The following is an 18,438-nucleotide window of genomic DNA, read 5'->3' as shown; positions in this document are numbered from 1 at the left end:
GTGTTCTCTGCCCCCCCCCCGGCCCCTCGGGGTTCTCCGGGAGTTCCGTTCGAGCGAGGTTCCCCGATCGCGTGATCACTCGCCCGCAATCACCCAGTCAAGCGACAGGCGCCCCCGGAATATCACGACACATCGGTACGGTTCCGCAATGACCTCGACATCGAGTGAATCCCGTACGTTCCGACCCGAAGTCCGTACGTCCGAAGCGCCCCCACGCCAGGCGGACGCGCCACCCGGTGTCGCCGGCAGCCGTGCCTTCGCGCTGCTTCTGGTCATCACGGGGGCAGCGGGTCTCCTTGCCGCGTGGGTCATCACGCTGGACAAGTTCAAACTGCTCGAGGACCCGAACTTCACGCCGGGCTGCAGCCTCAATCCCGTTGTCTCGTGCGGCAACATCATGAAGAGCGAGCAGGCGTCCGCCTTCGGGTTCCCCAATCCGATGCTGGGCATCGCGGCGTACGCGGTCGTGATGTGTATCGGCATGGGCCTGCTGGGCCGGGCCCGCTTCCCGCGCTGGTACTGGCTGTCCCTGAACGCGGGCACGCTCTTCGGGGTGGGGTTCTGCACCTGGCTGCAGTACGAGTCGCTCTACTCGATCAACTCGCTTTGCCTGTGGTGCTCTCTGGCCTGGGCCGCCACGATCGTCATGTTCTGGTACGTGACGTCGTTCAACATCCGTAACGGCCTGCTGCCCGCGCCTTCCGGGCTGCGTACGTTCCTCGGCGGATTCACCTGGGTGCTTCCGGTGCTGCACGTCGGCGTGATCGGGATGCTGATCCTGACCCGCTGGTGGGACTTCTGGACCAGCTGAATATCGGGGAATTGCTGCGACCGGGGGAATTCTGCGCTGATGCCGCCTGCGGGATCGTTTCCCGGTCATGAAGACGACTACTCGAGGAACTCTTGCGGCTCTCGTCACCTGCGTGGCCGCCGCGACCGCGTCGGCGGCTCCGGCCGAGGCCGCGGAGGACGTCCCCGTGGCCATCCCGGTCAACGGCCTGGAATGGGCCCTGGACACACAGGTCCCGGAGATCAGCACCGGCGTTCCGATCCCCAGGCCGGGCGTGCCCGACCGCCCGAAGATCGGGGAGGACCGGCTGTTCCCCGACCCGTCCCTGCCGCAGGTCCCGTTCGGCACCGTACTGCCCGCGACCCGGGTGGCGGCGCCCCTGTCCGACGCCCTCGGCGATGCCGGGCTCGACCAAGTCGACGTCGACGCGCTCGACGTCACCGCACCGGAATCGGACCTGAACACCTCGACACCTGGGGCCTCGATCGGCGCCCCCCTGACCCGCCCCCGGCGCGACCGCATGGGCCTCCCCGGGACGACGGTTCCCCATGCCGCCCTGCACGCACCGCTGTTGCAGACGACGCCGGCAGCCATGGTCGGCCTCACGTAAGTGACACAAAAGCCCCCGGCGGTGGTCGCCGCCGGGGGCTTCGCGTTGAGGGTCAGCGGCCGTAGCCCTTGCCCTTGCCACCGTCGCTGTTTGCGCAGCCGTTCGCGAACGCCGGGTTCAGCACCCCGATGACGTCCACGGTGTTGCCGCAGACGTTGGCCGGGACGTGGGCCGGGACCTGGACGAGGTTCCCCGACAGGACGCCGGGAGAGCCGACGGCCTTGCCCTGGGCACCCGCGTCCGCCGCGGCCAGACCGGCCCCACCGAGCACCACGGCGCCCGTGCCGAGAGCGACGCCGGCTGCCTTCGCGATGCGAGACATCACGTTCTCCTTTGCATTGACGAGTACGGGCGCATGGACGCGCCCGTACTTTCCTTTCAACGGCGCCGCTGACAGCGGGTAACGGAACTTATAGGTACATCATTGGCGAAATCGGCCGTGAGGCCGTGTCCACCACAGGGGAGAGCCGTTGCGCAGAACATGACTTCAACACGACGCATCCTTGCCGCCGTCGCTCTCGCCGCCGGGGCCTCGGCCCTGGCCGCCCCCGCGGCGAACGCCGCCACCGCCCCCATCTCCCCCATCGACACGATCGACGGGCTCGCCAGGACCGGGATTCCCGAGGAGCGCCGGGACAAGGTCCCGACCATCGCCGGTCACGTCGGCAGGCTGAGCGAGCTGGCCGCGCCGGCCACGGGCTCCGTCCCCGCGGTGAAGTAGCCGGCGTGCGGGGCCGGGCCGGTCAGAGCTCGGCCCCCGTGGCGCTCAGCGCGTCGGTCACCGGCTGGAAGAAGGTCTCGCCTCCCGATGTGCAGTCGCCGCTGCCGCCGGATGTCAGGCCCACGGCCGCGTCGCCGGAGAACATGGCGCCGCCGCTGTCGCCCGGCTCGGCGCACACATCCGTCTGGATCAGGCCGTTGACGATGTCGCCGTTGCCGTAGTTCACCGTGGCGTCCAGGCCGGTCACCGTGCCCTCGGAGGTCCCCGTGGTGCTTCCGCTGCGGGTCACCTGCATGCCGACGCTCGCCTCCGCGGCCTGCGTGATCTCCTGCTGCGAGCCGTTCTGCAGGTCGACCGAGCTGGGCGCCTCGGTGGCCGGGTCGTCGTACTTCACCAGGGCGAAGTCGCTCTCCGGGAAGACCGACTCGACGACCGTGCCGAGCGGTTCGGCGCCTGCCTGATCACCGGTCCAGGTCTGCGATGCGTTGCCGCAGTGGCCCGCGGTGAGGAAGGCGGGCTCCCCTTGCAGGGTGACGTTGAACCCGAGCGAGCAGCGTGAGCCGCCGCCGAAGATCGCGTCCCCGCCCTCCGCGAACGGCTTGAACTCCCCCGCCGACCGCTTGACGGTCACCATTCCGTCCATGCTCTCGGCGGCCGCGTTCAGCTGGGCCAGGCCGTTGCGCGTGACGGTCCGGTCCGCGATCACCGACACCTTGTTGGTCTTCGGGTCGATCGACCACGAGGTGCCGGGCACCGCGGCCTTGTCGCTCAGCGTCCCGGTCGCGGCCTTCAGCTCGGCGGTGCTGTTCTCCACCACCCTGGCCACCGCGCCCTCGGCCCGCACCCGCTCGGCGGAGCTCTCGTCGGTGACGTTCATGACCAGTCGGCGCTTCTCGCCGTCGTAGAACCAGCCCGCGCCGCCGCCCCCGAGGTCCGCCGCGAGCGACGTACCGACCCGGGCCGCCGAGCTTTGGGTGTACGCGCGTGCCTCCTGGTCCTGCTGGTCCTTGGCGCCGCTCGCGTTGGCGTGCGGGAGCAGCGTCGCCGCGGCGGCGATCGCGACGGCACCCGCCCCTATCAGCGCACCGGTCCTCTTGTTGACCCGTCGATGGCTCAAGTCACTGACCTCTCATGAGTGTTGGGCACACCGGGGGCACGAGGGACTGGCGGTCCCGGTGTGACCGCTGATGCATCCACGTACGTATGGGAGGCGCGTGGGACTCAATGGGGGCGCACGCGGAGGGCGGAATAATTCCCGTGCCCGCGGCCGACCGCTCGCTTAGGCTCGGTGCGCGCGCCGCGACGGCAAGGCGGTGCGCCTTTCGTCGAGCGATTCAAGTGAGGGGGCCGGGCCATGTGTGACCGCACTGCTGCCCGCGCGCCCCGGTCGCGGTACGACGTGATCCCGGTGTCTTGGTGCGCCCGGTGACGGCTGCGCGGCCGTCACCGAATCTCCGCGACGCGAACAGCTGACTCCGCACTTCTGCTCTTCCGCTCTTCCGCTGGAGTCCCTTTGGAGTCCCTTTGGAGTCCCTTTGGAGTCCCGTCCGGAAATCGCGCTGCCCTGCTCCTGAGCACACCGAAAGGCCTTGGGCCATGCGCACCAACATGCCTGCCCCGTCCACCCGTTCATCGGCGTACGTCCGCAATCTCGGCATCCTCGCCCACGTCGACGCCGGCAAGACCACCGTCACCGAACGGATCCTGTTCCTCACCGGCGCCACCCACAAGCGAGGCGAGGTCCACGACGGCACGACCGTCACCGACTTCGACGCGCAGGAACGCGACCGCGGGATCACCATCTTCGCGGCGGCCGTCAGCTGTGCCTGGGACGGCCACCGGATCAACCTGATCGACACGCCGGGCCATGTCGACTTCGCCGACGAGGTGGAGCGTTCGCTGCGGGTGCTCGACGGTGCGGTCGCGGTGTTCGACGCCGTAGCGGGCGTCGAACCGCAGAGCGAGTCGGTGTGGCGGCAGGCCGATCGGTACGACGTGCCGCGGATCGCGTTCGTCAACAAGCTGGACCGCGCGGGCGCCGATCTCGACACGGCGGTCGCCTCGATACGGGAGCGGCTGCACACGGTCCCGCTCGTGGTGCAGCTGCCGATCGGGCAGGAGGACGAGTTCACCGGTGTCGTGGACCTGCTGCGGATGCGTGCCCAGGTCTGGCACGCGGGCCGCGGCGACACGTACGACACCCATGACGCGTACGAAGTGGTCCCGATCCCCGCGGCCCTGCGCGAACAGGCGGACCAGCGGCGGCACTTGCTGGAGGAGACGGTGGCCGAACTCCATCCGGCGGCGATGGAGGAGTACTGCACGACGTCGGCGCTCTCGACAGGGACGCTGACCGCCGCGCTGCGCGATCTCACCCTCAGTGGTGAGGGCGTGGTGGTCCTGTGCGGCTCGGCCTACCGCAACCGCGGCATCGAGCCGCTGCTGGAGGCCGTGGTGTCCTACCTGCCGTCGCCGCAGGACGTACCGGCGATGCGCGGGAGCTGGGACGACGCCGTGCAGGAGCGCGCCGCCGACCCGACTGCGCCGTTCGCCGGCCTCGTCTTCAAGGTGAACGCGACGGCGACGGGACGGATGACGTATCTGCGCGTGTACTCGGGAACGATCACGAAGGGAGACACGGTGATGAACGCGGGCACGGGCCGCGGCGAACGCATCGGCCGCATCCTGCGCGTACAGGCCGACCGCCACGCGGAGTTGGACCGGGCGGCCGCCGGCGACATCGTGGCCGTGATCGGCCCGAAGTCCGCACGCGCCGGCAGCACGCTGTGCGCGCCCGACGCCCCGCTGGTCCTCGAACCGCCCGCGGTGACGGCATCGGTGGTCTCCGTGGCGGTCGAGGCCCGCAGGAACGTCGACACCGGACGGCTGTCGTCGGCGCTGGCCCGCCTGGTCGAGGAGGACCCATCGCTCGCCGTGCGGGTCGACGCCGAGACCGGCCAGACGGTGCTCTCCGGCATGGGCGAACTGCATCTGGAGGTCGCGGTGGAGAAGATCCGCCGTACGCACGGCTTCGACGTCGAGGTCGGCCGCCCGCAGGTGTCCTACCGGGAGACGGTCGTACGCGGGGTGTCAGGACTGACGTACCGGCATGTCAAACAGGAGGGAGGCGCGGGGCAGTTCGCGCATGTGGTGCTCGATGTCGAGCCACTGGAGGCGCACGCCTTTGTGTTCGACTCCACGGTCGTCGGCGGCCGGGTGCCGCAGGAGTACGTCCGTGCGGTGGAGGCCGGTTGCCGGGACGCTCTCGCCGAGGGCCCGCTCGGCGGCCATCCGGTGACGGGGCTGCGGGTGACGCTGACCGACGGGGCGACCCACTCCAAGGACTCCTCGGAGATGGCGTTCCGCACGGCGGGCCGCTTCGCGCTCCGTGAGGCGCTGCGGGCCGCCGAGACGGCCCTGCTCGAACCGGTCGTCGAGCTGACGGCCACGGTGCCGGACGACGCCGTCGGGGCCGTGCTCGGCGACCTCGCGGCGCGCCGCGGCCGCGTCTCGGCCTCGACCACGCGGGCCGGCACGGCGGTCCTCACGGCAACGGTGCCGCTGGCCGAGCTGTTCGGCTATGCGTCGCGCCTGCGCGGCCGTACGCAGGGCCGGGGGACGTTCACGACTCGGCCCACGGGGTACGCGGTGGTGCCGGCCGGGGTGCTGGTTCGGTAGCGCGCGGGGACGGCCCCGCCCCTTGGGGGGGGGGGGCCGTCGTCGGTGCGGGCTGGCGAGCGTCCGGGGGCGGATGCTCGGCGGAAGTCAGACGTTGAACCGGAATCCGTAGCGCAGAGCTCCCACCTGCGGAAACGTGGGTTTGGCGGGGGTCATCCCAGCACGATCCCAGCACGGGCGTTCCATCCCGGCACCATGGGCAGCTCAGATGCCCGACCGACCTTCCTCAACGCGTCCATCCCCCTCACACCACCGACTCGTCAGTGCCTGTGTATTAACTCCTTACCTACGCTGTCCAGTCGTGTACTACCGTTGCCATGCACCGCGTGCCCTCCCCGGAGGGGGTACGCGACGTGACCCGGGGAGTACGCAATGCCCTTCGGTTCGGTGACGCAGCTCCATGGTGCGCTCCCGGCGGGAGCCATCCGGCGCCGTCACCGATCAAACCGAAGGGGACGCATTCCTGTGGTTGCCGTCGAGTACATGCCCAAGCGCCGCACCTGGGTCCGTGATGTCCTGGTTGGCATCGCGGCGAGCCTCGGCTCGAACCTGACGTGGGCTCTGGCACAGGTCGTGGTGCACCGCCTCGGCTGAGCCGGGCGGAGGGCGGGCCCCAGCGGCCCGCCCTCCTTCATTTGCGGCCGGGTAATCTGCACAACGTCATTGCGGCCCGACGGGCTTCCGCTCCGCTTCGGCGAAGTCACGAAGGACATGCCCCCACCCGCACGAGTCATCTCGTGCCTGGGGACCCTTCGTGCTCCTGCAACTGTCCGCAGCCGAGCTCGGCCGACTCATCGTGGCCCGAGCCGGATCTGCGCACCTTCCGCTCACCGAGCAACTGATTCACGAGCATTCCCGGCTCAAGGGAGGAACGGCCGGCCAGGGAGACATCGCTTCCTGGGACAACAGCGTCCCCGTAGTGGTCAAAGCTCTGCTGGACTGCGGGCTCGACGAAGTCGAGGTGCAGGTCGAGGTCGACCTGCCGCACACCAACTCCGCCGTCGACCTGGTGCTGTGCGGCCGACACCCCGGCACGGGGACGGATTCATACCTTGCGGTTGAGCTGAAGCAGGTACGGCACGCCACGGTGGACCCTCTGTGCCCCATCGCCGTCGATCTCGGGTTCGGCGACGGGAAGAACAAGCTGCATCCGGTGCGGCAGGTCCAGCGCTACTGCGAGTACATGATGCGCTACCTACCCCATCTTCGTGAGAACGAGGACCAGTTGATGGGTGTGGCACTACTCCACAACGCACGTGACGCGGACGTGGAGGCGCTGTTCGGTCTGCCCGAGACCGACCACGGCTTCCTCTACACGCTCGATGATCTGGCTCGCTTCCGACGAGTACTTACTTCGAGATTCGCTGCCGCGTCCGGGAAACGGGCGGCATCCGCACTGGAGCATGCCCGCCAGGACCCGTTGCTCAAGGTCACCGATGTGGCCCGTCAGCGCTCTGTCGTCGGTGGCGGTCTTACGCTCCTCGACGAGCAGTACGTCGCGGTCGACCGGATCACCCGGCACCTGGAGAAGACCACCCACTTCACCGGTTTCGACGTCGGGTTGTTCTACGACGCCGAAGCCGCCCACAGCCCGGCTCCCGATGCGGGCGTCAAGCGCGTCTACATCCTGCGGGGCGGCCCTGGCAGCGGCAAGAGCGCAGTAGCCCTCGAGTTGCAGCGTGCCCTCGGACTCAAGGGCCGCGAAGCCGTACTGGCAAGCGGCTCTCACGCCTACACGGAGACTCTGCGCGAGATCATGCTCAGCACGGCCCGCCGAGGGCAGACAGCGGACAAGCGCCGCGCAGCCAACAGGCTGTACCGCTATTTCAACAGCTTCAGCGAGAGCCCACCGGACAGCATCGACGTCCTCATCTGCGACGAGGCGCACCGCATGCGACGCAGCTCGACATACCGTTGGATGCCGAAGATTCTGCGAGACGACGACCGACCGCAGGCAACCGAGGTGATAAGAGCCGCGAAAGTGCCGATTTTCCTGCTCGACGATCACCAGTCGATCCGCCCGGACGAGGTGGGCACTGCCACGTATCTCAAAGAGCTCGCCGAGGACATGGGCTGCGATGTCGAAGTGACCGATCTGGAGGGCACGTTCCGAGCGGGCGGCAGCAAGCGGTACCAGCGCTGGGTCCAACAACTGCTGGGCCTTGACGCCTCCGATCCGGTGGCCTGGCGACCGGACGGGAGGATGATGCTGACGGTCGCCGACTCCCCCGAGCAGATGGAGCGGTTCATCCGGGAGCGCCATCTGGAAGGGGCCACGGCCCGTATCACCGCGGGCTTCTGCTGGCCGTGGAGCAACCCGGACGGAGAACAGCTTGTCGATGACGTACACATCGGGGACTGGCGCCGGCCTTGGAACGTGAAGCCGGAGCACAGCGTCCCGAACGCACCACGGTCGGACCTGTGGTCGACCGATCGCCGTGGTGTCGACCAGATCGGCTGCGTCTATACAGCACAGACCTTCGAGTACGACTGGAACGGCGTCATCATCGGACCCGATCTGCTCTTCCGTGAGGGGAAGTTCAAGGTGGAGCGGAGTGCTTCCTGCGATCCCGCCTTCCGGGGTCCAATCGACGACGCGATCGTCACCCGGTGCGTCCTCAACGCCTACCACGTGCTCCTCACCCGCGGCGTGGTCGGCACCGTGGTCTACGCGGTCGACCCGGCGACACACAACGAACTGCGCCGGCTCATCACAGGCGCCATCGGCATGCAGCACTACGACGGCGCCCAGCCGAAGCTCACCGCTGAAGGATCACAGCTGCCACCTGCCTACCGCAGACGGCACAGGTAACCTTGATCCCGACGTAGCTGCGGCCCGCCGGGCTTCCGCTCCGCCTGGCGGAGTCACGAAGGACATGCCCCCACCCGCACGAGATTCTTCGTGCTGCCTGGGGGCATGTCTTGCTGTTCCGCGACTCTGCCGCAGCGGTCGCCGCCGAGTGCCACTCCGGTGCCCTGTTCTTCCGCTTGACGGAGCAGTTCGTGCACGTGCACGGCCACAAGCCCGGTCCATCCGAAGTCCGCTCGTGGGAGCGGAGCATCCCCGCGCTCGCGAGCGCGCTCAACGATGCCGGTCTCGGGCAGGTGGAGGTGCTCCTGGAGTACGGACTGCCGCTGAACAGCAAGCGGGCCGATGCCGTGCTGGCCGGTGTGCACCCCAAGACGGGGCTGCCGTCTTACGTCATCGTGGAGCTGAAGCAGTGGAGCAGCGCGGAGCCGGACGACGACGATCCGTCGCTGTGCCGCATCGACTCATACGCTCGGGCGGTGCTGAATCCAGTCGACCAGGTACGCGGCTACTGCGAGTACCTCGTCTCCTTCAACGGAGCCCTGGCCAAGCACCCGGAACGCGTCAACGGCGCCGCATACCTGCACAACGCCACCGAGTTTGGCGTCGGCGGGCTTTTCGAGGCGGAGCAAAACCAGTACGGCCAGCTCTTCATCGGTGCGCGACGCAGCGAGTTCATCGCCTATCTGCGTGCGAAGCTGGCGCCGGAGTCAGGTGCTTCGGCCGCCGACGAGCTCGTCAACGGGAAGATCGGGCCGTCCAAGCAACTCATGGCGGTGGCTGCCCAAGAGGTCCGTGAACGCGAGCAGTTCGTCCTGCTGGACGAGCAGCAGATCGCGTACCGCACTGTCCTGAATGCCGTCCGCCGCGCCAAGCAATCCGACCACAAGGAGGTCGTGATCGTCACCGGCGGGCCCGGCACCGGCAAGAGCGTCATCGCCTTGTCGCTCCTCGGTGAGCTGTACCGGCAGGGCACCACCGCGCTGCACGCGACGGGCTCCAACTCGTTCACGACGACCATGAGGAAGGTCGCTGGGGCCCGGAAGCGTGAGGTGCAGGACCTCTTCAAATACTTCAACAGCTTCATGACCGCCGAGCGCAACGGCCTCGATGTCCTGATCTGCGACGAGGCCCATCGCATCCGGGAGACATCGGCCAACCGCTACACACCGGCGTCGAACCGCACCGGCAAAGCCCAGATCGAGGAACTTATCGACGCGGCACGCGTCCCGGTCTTCCTACTCGACGAGCATCAGGTCGTTCGGCCCGGCGAAATGGGCACGGTCGCGGAGATCAAGGCAGCCGCCGCGAAGAAGGGGCTCCAATGTTGGGTGGTGCCGCTGGACAGCCAGTTCCGGTGCGGTGGCAGCGACGCATATCTGCGCTGGGTGGTACGGCTGTTGGGCCTTGAGCCAGGCGGCCCGGTGGAATGGGAACCCGACGACAAGATGCACCTCACGGTCGCAGACAGCCCTCAGGAGTTGGAGGCGTTCCTCGACAACCGTCGCTCGCAGGGGTACAGCGCGCGCATGTCCGCAGGCTACTGCTGGAAGTGGACGAAGAAGGTGCCACCCGGGCAGGCGCTGCCCGCGGACGTCGTCATCGGGGAGTGGGAACGGCCCTGGAACGTCTTCGGTGATCGGTCCGTCGAGGGCGCGCCTCCGGCCGCGCTGTGGGCAACCGATCCGGCCGGTTTCGGGCAAGTGGGCTGCGTGTACACCGCGCAGGGCTTCGAGTACGACTGGAGTGGCGTCATCATAGGTCCCGACCTGGTGTGGCGCGGCGACCGCTGGGTCACCGATCGTTCAGCGTCCAAGGATCCGGTCTTCAAGATGTCCACCCCGGACGCCGATGTGGACCGGCTGATCCGCAACACGTACAAGGTGCTGCTGACGCGGGGAATGATCGGCACGGTGGTGTACTCAACCGATGCCGAGACACGCGAAAAGCTGCGGGAGCTGACCGGTGCGACCGCTGACCTCGCTGCCGTGTGATCCACTAACCCTCGTCTGGCACGGAACGCCGAGCCCGCCGACGGCAGGCCCAAGGGCGGCGCAACTCTCTCCACCACCCCGCACGAGACCGGCAATGCAAAACGGACGCCCTGCGTTCAGTAGTGATAGCGAGCCGCGAGGATCACGATCTCCTTGTCCGTGACCAGGTACACAAGGCGGTGCTCATCGTCGATCCGTCTCGACCACGCCCCGGGCAAGTGGTACTTCAACGGCTCGGGCTTGCCGATCCCCGTGAAGGGGTCACGCTTGACGTCCTCGATGAGCTTGTTGATCCGAGCGAGCATCTTGCGGTCGTTCTTGAGCCAGGACGTGTAGTCCTCCCAGCCCTGATCCTCGAAGACAAGCCTCACGCGTCACCCGCAGCAGGATCCGCCACATCTGAATCGATCAGCTCGCGCTCCGACACATTGACGTTGCTCAGGGCATTCTCGTACGCCTTGAGCAGTCGCCGTGCGTTCGCAGGCGAGCGCAGCAGGTACGAGCCCTCGCGCAGTGCCGCGTAGTCCTCGGCCGAGACAAGCACGGCGTTGCCATGCTTGGAGACGATCTCGATGGCCTCGTGGTCGTCGTTGACCTTCTTGATCAGCGGAAAGAGAGCCTTGCGGGCTTCGCTCGCAGTTATCGACATAAGCTGACTCCCTACATCAAGTGGTACCGAATAACGTACCACTCGCGGTTGCACAAACAGGGCCAACTAGGTGACGGACCACCAGAAAACCCAGCACCATCCCAGCACGGGAAACAGCAAGGGGCCGGCACCCGGAGGAGCCGACCCCACTTGACCTGCATGTTTGCCAGGTCGCCAACATGGTGTTACTTCATCCGCTCACACGTTGAAGCGGAACTCCACCACGTCCCCGTCCTGCATCACATACTCCTTGCCCTCCATGCGCGCCTTGCCGGCCGCGCGGGCGTCGGCGACCGAGCCCGTTTCGACCAGGTCCGCGAAGGAGATGACCTCGGCCTTGATGAAGCCCTTCTGGAAGTCCGTGTGGATCACGCCGGCCGCCTCGGGGGCCGTCGCGCCCTGGGGGATCGTCCAGGCGCGGGATTCCTTGGGGCCTGCCGTGAGGTAGGTCTGGAGGCCGAGGGTGCGGAAGCCGACGTGGGCGAGGGTGGCGAGGCCGGGCTCTTCCTGGCCGACCGACTGGAGGAGTTCGAGGGCCTCGTCGTCGTCCAGCTCGGCGAGGTCCGCCTCCAGCTTGGCGTTGAGGAAGATCGCCTCGGCGGGGGCGACCAGGGCGCGCTGCTCGGCCTTGAAGTCGTCGTCCGTCAGCTCGTCCTCGTCCACGTTGAAGACGTAGAGGAAGGGCTTGGTGGTGAGGAGGTGCAGGTCGTGCAGGAGTTCCTCGTTGCCCGAGCCCTGGACGATGCCCGCGGAGAAGAGCGTGTCGCCGCGCTCCAGGATCGCCTGGGCCTCCTCGACCGCCTTCACCTTCGGGGCGATGTCCTTCTTGATCCGCGACTCCTTCTGGAGGCGAGGGAGGACCTTCTCGATGGTCTGGAGGTCGGCGAGGATCAGCTCGGTGTTGATGGTCTCGATGTCGTTCTTCGGGGAGACCTTGCCGTCCACGTGGACGACGTTCTCGTCCTTGAAGGCGCGGATGACCTGGCAGATCGCGTCCGACTCGCGGATGTTCGCGAGGAACTTGTTGCCCAGGCCCTCGCCCTCGCTGGCGCCGCGCACGATGCCCGCGATGTCGACGAAGTCGACCGTGGCGGGAAGGATCTTCTGCGAGCTGAAGATTTCGGCGAGCTGGGTGAGGCGGGGGTCGGGGACGCCGACCACGCCTACGTTGGGCTCGATCGTGGCGAACGGGTAGTTGGCCGCAAGCACGTCGTTCTTGGTCAGGGCGTTGAACAGGGTCGACTTGCCGACATTGGGCAGACCGACGATTCCGATCGTGAGCGACACGTTGCGACTTCCCGTACGTGAGGGCTGTGGGTGGACGGCCCTGAGGGCCGGAGAGCGACCGTGGGGCGATCCCCCAGTCTACGGCGTGCGGGCCCGGCCCTCGTCGGCGTACCGCTCGCGGATCGAACGCTTGGCCAAGGTCGGCCAAAGGGCGTGTCCCAGGCAGGATTATCAGTATGGGTCGACCTAGGTTGGTCCGGTGGAGCAACACAGGACGCGTCCCCCTCAGCATCCGGCCCGGCCGCGGCGCACCGCGCCCCTGCCCCCGCAGGGCAGGCCCGCCGAATCGTCGGCGGTCTACCGCGCCGCGTCCCGCCCCCGCCGTCCCGCCCCGCCCTTCGTACGCAAACTGCGCATGCTGCCGCTCTATCGCTTCTACCGCTCGCTGCGCCGGATGCCCAACCCGCGTCTGACCGGGCTCGGGTCCGGGCTCTTCTGTGCCGCGACGATGTTTCTGCTCGCCTGTCTGCTGTGGCTGTTCTTCGGCAGCTCGAACGGGTCGCTCGTCGCGTACGGGGTGCTCTTCGTGCCCGTGAGCGCGCTGACCGCGCTCTGGGTGCGGCCGGTCGACCTGGTGACCGCGCCGGTCGCGGTGCCGATCGCCTTCGTGGCCGGGCTGCCGCCGGTCTCGGGGGGCAGCGGCGGCTTCGGCGGGCAATTCATGGGGATGATCACCGCGCTCGCGCTGCACGCGGGCTGGCTGTACGGGGGGACGCTGGTCGCCGGGGTCCTCGTGATCGTCCGGCGGATCAGGTTCCTGGCGCAGCGGCGGCGGGCGCGGGCCGCTGCTGCCGCCGCCGGGCCGCGGGCCCCTCGGCGGCGGATGCCCACCACGTAACCCCTACGGGCTCTAGGCCTCGCCCGCGGCCGCCATCGCCGCGCCCACGATGCCCGCGTTGTTCTGCAGCTGGGCCGGGACCAGCTCCGCGCGGATGCCCTTGATCAGGGGCAGGAACTTCTCGGCCTTGCGGCTCACACCGCCGCCGATGATGACGAGCTCGGGCGAGAACAGCATCTCGACGTGTGCCAGGTACTTCTGGACCCTGCGCGCCCAGTGCTCCCAGCTCAGGTCCTCGTCCTCCTTGGCCTTGGACGAGGCGCGCTTCTCCGCGTCGTGGCCGTGCAGTTCGAGGTGGCCGAGCTCCGTGTTCGGCACCAGGCGACCGCCGGTGAAGAGGGCGCTGCCGATGCCGGTGCCGAAGGTGAGCAGCAGGACCGTGCCCTTGTGGCCGCGGCCCGCGCCGAAGTGCATCTCGGCGACGCCCGCCGCGTCCGCGTCGTTCAGGACGGTGACGGGGACGCCGCCGAGCCGGTCGGACGCCAGGGCCTGGATGTCCGTACCGATCCAGCTCTTGTCGACGTTGGCCGCCGTGCGCGCCGTGCCGTCGGTGATCACACCGGGGAACGTGGCGCCGACCGGGCCCTTCCAGGCGAAGTGCTCGACGACCTCGCGCACCTTGTCGGCCACGCCGTCGGGCGTGGCCGGATGCGGGGTCAGGACCTTGTGCCGCTCTTGTGCCAGGTCTCCGCGGTCCAGGTCAACGGGAGCGCCCTTGATCCCGGATCCGCCGATGTCCACACCGAAGATCTGCATGGACACCACGTTACGACGCCGGACTGACGGTCACTTCTCGGCGGAGAGTTCCGCCGCCTCCGCGCGCAGGTCGCGGCGGAGCTCCTTGGGCAGCGAGAAGGTGATGGACTCCTCGGCCGTCTTCACCGTTTCCACGTCGCCGTAGCCCCGCTCGGCGAGCCACTCGATGACGCCGTCCACCAGGACGTCGGGAACGGATGCGCCCGAGGTCAGGCCGACCGTGGTCACGCCCTCCAGCCAGGCCTCGTCGATCTCGTCGGCGTTGTCGACGAGGTGCGACGCCGGCACGCCCGCCTCCAGGGCGACCTCGACCATGCGGATCGAGTTCGAGGAGTTCTTGGAGCCGACGACGATGACGAGATCGGCGTCCTCGGCGAGCTTCTTCACGGCGATCTGGCGGTTCTGCGTGGCGTAGCAGATGTCGTCGCTCGGAGGGGAGATGAGGCCCGGGAACTTCGTCTTCAGGGCGTCTACCGTCTCCATCGTCTCGTCGACCGAGAGCGTGGTCTGGGAGAGCCAGACGACCTTGTCGGGGTCGCGGACCTCGACGTTCGCGACGTCGTCGGGGCCGTCGACCAGCGTGATGTGGTCGGGCGCCTCACCGGACGTGCCGATGACCTCCTCGTGGCCCTCGTGGCCGATCAGGAGGATGTCGAAGTCGTCCTTGGCGAAGCGGACCGCTTCTTTGTGGACCTTCGTGACGAGGGGGCACGTGGCGTCGATGGTGGCGAGCTTCCGCTCGGCGGCCTCGGCGTGGACGGTCGGGGCGACGCCGTGCGCGGAGAACATGACGATGGAGCCCTCGGGGACCTCCGCCGTCTCCTCGACGAAGATCGCGCCCTTCTTCTCCAGGGTCTGCACCACGTACTTGTTGTGCACGATCTCGTGGCGGACATAGATCGGGGACCCGTACTGCTCAAGGGCCTTCTCGACGGCGATCACGGCACGGTCCACACCCGCGCAGTAGCCGCGGGGGGCGGCGAGCAGGACTCGGCGGGCAGGAGTCGAAGCAGTCATACCCACCATCGTAAGGCCGAGCCCAGCGCGTCAAAGATCGCCTTCTTGGGGAGACTGGGGGTCCGCGTTCACTTACGGAGGCGAGATGTCCGGTAACTCAGACAGTGCGGCCGATTCCGGTCCTGGTACCGGTACCGGCACCGCTGTCGAAGGGGACGGGCTTCGGCGCAGTCTCGGCTTCCGCGATCTCGTCGTCTACGGACTGCTGTTCATCGCCCCCATGGCGCCGGTCGGTGTCTTCGGGACGCTCGACGCCAAGTCGCACGGGGCCGTCGCGCTCGTCTACGTCATCGCCACGATCGCCATGGCGTTCACCGCTTTCAGTTACGCCCAGATGGTGCGGGTGGTCCCCCAGGCGGGCTCCGTCTTCGCGTACGCGCGCGTGGGGCTCGGCAACGGGGCCGGGTTCATCGCCGGGTGGATGGCGATGCTGGACTATCTGTTGATTCCGGCGGTGGCGTATCTCTTCTCCGGGATCGCGATGGAGGCGCTGGTGCCTTCCGTGTCCCGGTGGGTGTGGACGGCGATCGCGGTCCTGGTGACGACCGCGCTGAACCTGTGGGGCGTGCGGGCGGCTGCGCGGGTGGGGTTCCTCGTGCTCGCCATGGAGATCGTGGTCCTGCTCGTCTTCATCGTGTCGGCGATCGTCGTGCTGGCGCAGGACGGGGCCGAGCGGGACTGGCTGTCGCCGCTGACCGGGGACGGCTCGCAGGGGGCGTTCGCGCTGTCGGCGGTCGTGGGGGCGGTGTCGGTGGCGGTGCTCTCGTATCTGGGCTTCGATGCGATCGCCTCGTTCGCGGAGGAGGTGACGGGGGGTTCGGCGAAGGTGGCGCGGGCGGTGCTGTTCTGTCTGGCGCTCGCGGGTGTGCTGTTCATCGCCCAGACCTATCTGGTCGCCCTCCTGGAGCCGCTGTCGTCCGCGGAGCTCGCGGCGGAGCCGGTCAAACAGGGGTCCGCTTTCTACGATGCCGTCGACTCGGCGGTGGGTGACTGGCTGCACGACACGGTGGCCGTCAGCAAGGCGATCGGCGCGGCGTTCGCGGCGCTCGCCGGGCAGGCGGCGGCGGGGCGGCTGCTCTTCGCCATGGCGCGGGACCGGCGGCTGCCGCGGGCGCTGTCGCGGACGGATTCCGGTACGCCGCGGGTCGCGCTGTTGTGCGCGGCCGTGGTGACGATGGTGGCCGCGGTGTGGGCGGCTCGGCGGGACGACGGGATGGACCACCTGGTGTCGGTGGTCGACATCGGGGCGCTGACGGCGTTCGTGCTGTTGCACGCGAGCGTGGTGGGGTGGTTCGTGGTGCGGCGGCGTGAGGGGGCCTTCAGCTGGTGGCGGCACTTGCTCGTCCCTGTGCTGGGGGCTGCGATCACTGTCGCTGTGATCGTGGAGGCTGCGGGGTCCGCGCAGGTGGTGGGGTTGATCTGGTTCGCGGTGGGGCTTGTGGTGCTGGTTGCCCAGAGGGCTCGGCGGGAGTCCATGTAGCCGCCGACTGCCGCTGCGCGGTCTCTGCGGGTCGGCTCCGGACTGGGCCGCCGCTTCGCGGCGGATCTTTCCCACCCACCCACCCGATTGCCCTGCGGTGCGGGGGTGGGGGCCAGTGGGTGGCGTCGGGTCCGTGGGTCAATGGGCTTCGGGTCGGTGGGTGGGCGTTGGTGGTCGGCCTGGGGGGCGCGGGCCAGTTGGGGATGGGTTTAGGGGGCTGACGTGTCATAGGGGGCCTATACGCTCGGGGGATGGCTCTCAATACGTCTGCTGATGCTCCGTTGCCCGTGGGTGAGGTGTCTCGGCTCATCGGGGGGTGGATCGATCGGCTTGGTGCCGTGTGGGTCGAGGGGCAGATCACGCAGTTGTCGCGGCGGCCCGGTGCCGGGGTCGTTTTTATGACGCTGCGGGATCCGTCCCACGACATCTCGGTCAGCGTCACCTGCTATCGGCAGGTGTTCGACGCCGTCGCCGACGTCGTCTCCGAAGGTGCCCGTGTCGTCGTACTCGCCAAGCCCGAGTGGTACGCGCCTCGTGGGCAGCTCTCCCTGCGGGCCTCCGAGATAAAGCCGGTGGGTGTTGGGGAACTGCTTGCCCGGATCGAGCAGTTGAAGAAGAGCCTTGCCGGGGAGGGGTTGTTCGCCGCCGAGCGGAAGCAGGCCCTGCCCTTCCTGCCCCAGCTCATCGGGCTCGTCACGGGGCGCGCTTCCGCCGCCGAGCGGGACGTGCTGGAGAACGCCCGGCACCGCTGGCCCGCCGTCCGCTTCGAGGTGCGCAATGTGCCCGTCCAGGGCGTGCACGCCGTTCCGCAGGTCGTGCAGGCCGTGAAGGACCTCGACGCGCTCGATGACGTCGACGTGATCATCGTGGCGCGCGGTGGCGGCAGCGTCGAGGATCTGCTGCCGTTCTCGGACGAGCAGCTGGTGCGGGCCGTCGCCTCGTGCCGTACGCCCGTCGTCTCCGCCATCGGGCACGAGCCGGACAATCCGCTGCTCGATTACGTCGCCGATCTGCGCGCCTCGACGCCGACGGATGCCGCCAAGAAGGTCGTGCCGGACGTCGGCGAGGAGCACGAGCGGGTGCGCTGGCTGCGGGACCGGGCGCGGCGCAGCATCGACGCCTTCCTGCAGCGCGAGGACCGCGGGCTCGCGCACGCCCTCGCCCGCCCTTCCATGGAGAACCCGCACCGCATGGTCGAGGAGCGCGAGGAGCAGGTCTCGGCGCTCGTGGACCGCAGCCGCCGCACGCTCGGGCATCTCCTGGACCGCGCCGGTTCGGAGCTCACGCACACCCACGCGCGCGTGGTGGCCCTCTCCCCCGCCGCGACCCTCCAGCGGGGGTACGCGGTGCTGCAGAAGGCGGACGGCGCCGTGGTGCGCGCCGCCGACGAGGTCGCCGCCGACGAGGAGTTGCGGGCACGCGTTGCCGAGGGCGAATTCACCGTACGAACCGTACAAGTCGACATTTAGGGTGGGCACATGACCAGCAAGACGGACGAGGCCGCCGGCGCGGCGGACGCGCTCGGCTACGAGCAGGCGCGGGACGAGCTCATCGAGGTCGTACGCCGCCTGGAGGTGGGCGGCACGACCCTGGAGGAGTCGCTCGCCCTGTGGGAGCGGGGCGAGGAGCTGTCCAAGGTGTGCCGGCGGTGGCTGGACGGGGCGCGAGCCAGGCTGGACGCCGCCTTGGCCGGGCCCGAGGGTGACGGGGACGCCGAGGGCGACGGGGACGACGACCAGGGCTGAGCCCGGGTTCGCGGGCGGGGGGGGGGGGCGGGGGCGCCCCCCCCCCCCCCCCCCCCCACCGGTT

The 18,438-nt window shown here is 68.8% G+C and carries 18 protein-coding genes; 11 read left to right on the top strand and 7 right to left on the bottom strand.

All coding sequences use genetic code 11. From position 1 onward, the window contains the following. Window positions 1-148 precede the first annotated feature (148 nt). On the top strand, window positions 149-811 hold the full coding sequence (locus tag ACFWY6_RS31970; protein ID WP_384697776.1) for a vitamin K epoxide reductase family protein: 663 nt from the start codon (window positions 149-151) through the stop codon (window positions 809-811). Window positions 812-923: 112 nt separating this feature from the next. Further along, the gene (locus ACFWY6_RS31965; RefSeq protein ID WP_384697773.1) at window positions 924-1,400 is read left to right on the top strand and encodes a hypothetical protein; all 477 of its coding nucleotides are present in this window, start codon (window positions 924-926) and stop codon (window positions 1,398-1,400) included. A gap of 52 nt (window positions 1,401-1,452) precedes the next feature. On the opposite strand, the gene ACFWY6_RS31960 is transcribed toward ACFWY6_RS31965, so the two are convergent. Next, complete coding sequence (locus ACFWY6_RS31960) at window positions 1,453-1,722, bottom strand: chaplin (RefSeq protein WP_384697769.1); 270 nt, start codon at window positions 1,720-1,722, stop codon at window positions 1,453-1,455. Window positions 1,723-1,881: 159 nt separating this feature from the next. On the opposite strand from ACFWY6_RS31960, the gene ACFWY6_RS31955 reads away from it, so the two are divergent. Next, window positions 1,882-2,121 carry a hypothetical protein gene (locus ACFWY6_RS31955; RefSeq protein WP_384697766.1) on the top strand — a complete coding sequence of 80 codons (240 nt, stop codon included), beginning with the start codon at window positions 1,882-1,884 and terminating at the stop codon, window positions 2,119-2,121. A 22-nt stretch (window positions 2,122-2,143) separates the two neighbouring features. Here ACFWY6_RS31955 and ACFWY6_RS31950 read toward each other — a convergent pair whose 3' ends face one another. After that, window positions 2,144-3,238, bottom strand: a complete 1,095-nt coding sequence (locus tag ACFWY6_RS31950; RefSeq protein WP_384697763.1) for a S1 family peptidase — start codon at window positions 3,236-3,238, stop codon at window positions 2,144-2,146. 479 nt (window positions 3,239-3,717) lie between these two features. Here ACFWY6_RS31950 and fusA point away from each other — a divergent pair, with 479 nt between their 5' ends. The 4 genes from fusA to ACFWY6_RS31930 all read left to right on the top strand — a co-directional run bounded on the left by fusA (window position 3,718) and on the right by ACFWY6_RS31930 (window position 10,602). Next, the gene (gene fusA / locus ACFWY6_RS31945; protein WP_384697760.1) at window positions 3,718-5,799 is read left to right on the top strand and encodes an elongation factor G; all 2,082 of its coding nucleotides are present in this window, start codon (window positions 3,718-3,720) and stop codon (window positions 5,797-5,799) included. A 465-nt stretch (window positions 5,800-6,264) separates the two neighbouring features. Beyond that, window positions 6,265-6,393: a DUF6408 family protein gene (locus ACFWY6_RS31940; RefSeq protein WP_234376191.1), complete on the top strand. Its 129-nt coding sequence runs from the start codon at window positions 6,265-6,267 to the stop codon at window positions 6,391-6,393. A 160-nt stretch (window positions 6,394-6,553) separates the two neighbouring features. Further along, window positions 6,554-8,611 (top strand): DUF2075 domain-containing protein, encoded by a 2,058-nt coding sequence (locus ACFWY6_RS31935; protein WP_384697755.1) that lies wholly within the window; start codon window positions 6,554-6,556, stop codon window positions 8,609-8,611. Window positions 8,612-8,721: 110 nt separating this feature from the next. Further along, window positions 8,722-10,602 carry a DNA/RNA helicase domain-containing protein gene (locus tag ACFWY6_RS31930; RefSeq protein WP_384697752.1) on the top strand — a complete coding sequence of 627 codons (1,881 nt, stop codon included), beginning with the start codon at window positions 8,722-8,724 and terminating at the stop codon, window positions 10,600-10,602. A gap of 116 nt (window positions 10,603-10,718) precedes the next feature. Here the strand turns inward: ACFWY6_RS31930 and ACFWY6_RS31925 are convergent, their stop codons facing one another. The 3 genes from ACFWY6_RS31925 to ychF all read right to left on the bottom strand — a co-directional run bounded on the left by ACFWY6_RS31925 (window position 10,719) and on the right by ychF (window position 12,538). After that, window positions 10,719-10,973, bottom strand: coding sequence for a Txe/YoeB family addiction module toxin (locus tag ACFWY6_RS31925; RefSeq protein ID WP_009321768.1), 255 nt, complete (start codon window positions 10,971-10,973; stop codon window positions 10,719-10,721). Then, on the bottom strand, window positions 10,970-11,251 hold the full coding sequence (locus tag ACFWY6_RS31920) for a type II toxin-antitoxin system Phd/YefM family antitoxin (protein ID WP_384697748.1): 282 nt from the start codon (window positions 11,249-11,251) through the stop codon (window positions 10,970-10,972). The genes ACFWY6_RS31925 and ACFWY6_RS31920 overlap by 4 nt, the downstream gene beginning before the upstream one ends. A 198-nt stretch (window positions 11,252-11,449) precedes the next feature. Further along, window positions 11,450-12,538: a redox-regulated ATPase YchF gene (gene ychF / locus ACFWY6_RS31915; RefSeq protein ID WP_361811385.1), complete on the bottom strand. Its 1,089-nt coding sequence runs from the start codon at window positions 12,536-12,538 to the stop codon at window positions 11,450-11,452. Between the two features lie 199 nt (window positions 12,539-12,737). Here ychF and ACFWY6_RS31910 point away from each other — a divergent pair, with 199 nt between their 5' ends. Next, window positions 12,738-13,376 carry a DUF6542 domain-containing protein gene (locus tag ACFWY6_RS31910; RefSeq protein ID WP_384697744.1) on the top strand — a complete coding sequence of 213 codons (639 nt, stop codon included), beginning with the start codon at window positions 12,738-12,740 and terminating at the stop codon, window positions 13,374-13,376. A gap of 12 nt (window positions 13,377-13,388) precedes the next feature. Here ACFWY6_RS31910 and ppgK read toward each other — a convergent pair whose 3' ends face one another. Both ppgK and ACFWY6_RS31900 read right to left on the bottom strand, forming a co-directional pair. Continuing rightward, the gene (ppgK, locus tag ACFWY6_RS31905; RefSeq protein WP_266870441.1) at window positions 13,389-14,132 is read right to left on the bottom strand and encodes a polyphosphate--glucose phosphotransferase; all 744 of its coding nucleotides are present in this window, start codon (window positions 14,130-14,132) and stop codon (window positions 13,389-13,391) included. A gap of 30 nt (window positions 14,133-14,162) precedes the next feature. Next, the gene (locus ACFWY6_RS31900; RefSeq protein WP_266870440.1) at window positions 14,163-15,149 is read right to left on the bottom strand and encodes a 4-hydroxy-3-methylbut-2-enyl diphosphate reductase; all 987 of its coding nucleotides are present in this window, start codon (window positions 15,147-15,149) and stop codon (window positions 14,163-14,165) included. Window positions 15,150-15,234: 85 nt separating this feature from the next. Between ACFWY6_RS31900 and ACFWY6_RS31895 the strand changes: the two genes are divergently transcribed. The 3 genes from ACFWY6_RS31895 to ACFWY6_RS31885 all read left to right on the top strand — a co-directional run bounded on the left by ACFWY6_RS31895 (window position 15,235) and on the right by ACFWY6_RS31885 (window position 18,374). Then, complete coding sequence (locus ACFWY6_RS31895; RefSeq protein ID WP_384697739.1) at window positions 15,235-16,629, top strand: APC family permease; 1,395 nt, start codon at window positions 15,235-15,237, stop codon at window positions 16,627-16,629. Window positions 16,630-16,880: 251 nt separating this feature from the next. Further along, on the top strand, window positions 16,881-18,098 hold the full coding sequence (xseA, locus tag ACFWY6_RS31890; protein ID WP_384697736.1) for an exodeoxyribonuclease VII large subunit: 1,218 nt from the start codon (window positions 16,881-16,883) through the stop codon (window positions 18,096-18,098). A 9-nt stretch (window positions 18,099-18,107) separates the two neighbouring features. After that, window positions 18,108-18,374, top strand: a complete 267-nt coding sequence (locus ACFWY6_RS31885; RefSeq protein WP_384697733.1) for an exodeoxyribonuclease VII small subunit — start codon at window positions 18,108-18,110, stop codon at window positions 18,372-18,374. Window positions 18,375-18,438: the final 64 nt, after the last annotated feature.

It is taken from the genome of Streptomyces sp. NPDC059037 (assembly GCF_042740015.1).
Classification (GTDB): Bacteria; Actinomycetota; Actinomycetes; order Streptomycetales; family Streptomycetaceae; genus Streptomyces.
The sequence above is the reverse complement of the archived record's forward strand: the minus strand, read 5'-3'. Positions and strand labels throughout refer to the sequence as shown.

Bases quoted from the DNA above. Each gene is read 5' to 3' on its own strand.
- ACFWY6_RS31955 (WP_384697766.1), top strand. From the start codon at position 1,882: ATGACTTCAACACGACGCATCCTTGCCGCCGTCGCTCTCGCCGCCGGG.
- fusA (WP_384697760.1), top strand. From the start codon at position 3,718: ATGCGCACCAACATGCCTGCCCCGTCCACCCGTTCATCGGCGTACGTC.
- ACFWY6_RS31885 (WP_384697733.1), top strand. From the start codon at position 18,108: ATGACCAGCAAGACGGACGAGGCCGCCGGCGCGGCGGACGCGCTCGGC.
- ACFWY6_RS31970 (WP_384697776.1), top strand. From the start codon at position 149: ATGACCTCGACATCGAGTGAATCCCGTACGTTCCGACCCGAAGTCCGT.
- ACFWY6_RS31900 (WP_266870440.1), bottom strand. From the start codon at position 15,149: ATGACTGCTTCGACTCCTGCCCGCCGAGTCCTGCTCGCCGCCCCCCGC.
- ACFWY6_RS31960 (WP_384697769.1), bottom strand. From the start codon at position 1,722: ATGTCTCGCATCGCGAAGGCAGCCGGCGTCGCTCTCGGCACGGGCGCC.
- ppgK (WP_266870441.1), bottom strand. From the start codon at position 14,132: ATGCAGATCTTCGGTGTGGACATCGGCGGATCCGGGATCAAGGGCGCT.
- xseA (WP_384697736.1), top strand. From the start codon at position 16,881: ATGGCTCTCAATACGTCTGCTGATGCTCCGTTGCCCGTGGGTGAGGTG.
- ACFWY6_RS31920 (WP_384697748.1), bottom strand. From the start codon at position 11,251: ATGTCGATAACTGCGAGCGAAGCCCGCAAGGCTCTCTTTCCGCTGATC.
- ACFWY6_RS31895 (WP_384697739.1), top strand. From the start codon at position 15,235: ATGTCCGGTAACTCAGACAGTGCGGCCGATTCCGGTCCTGGTACCGGT.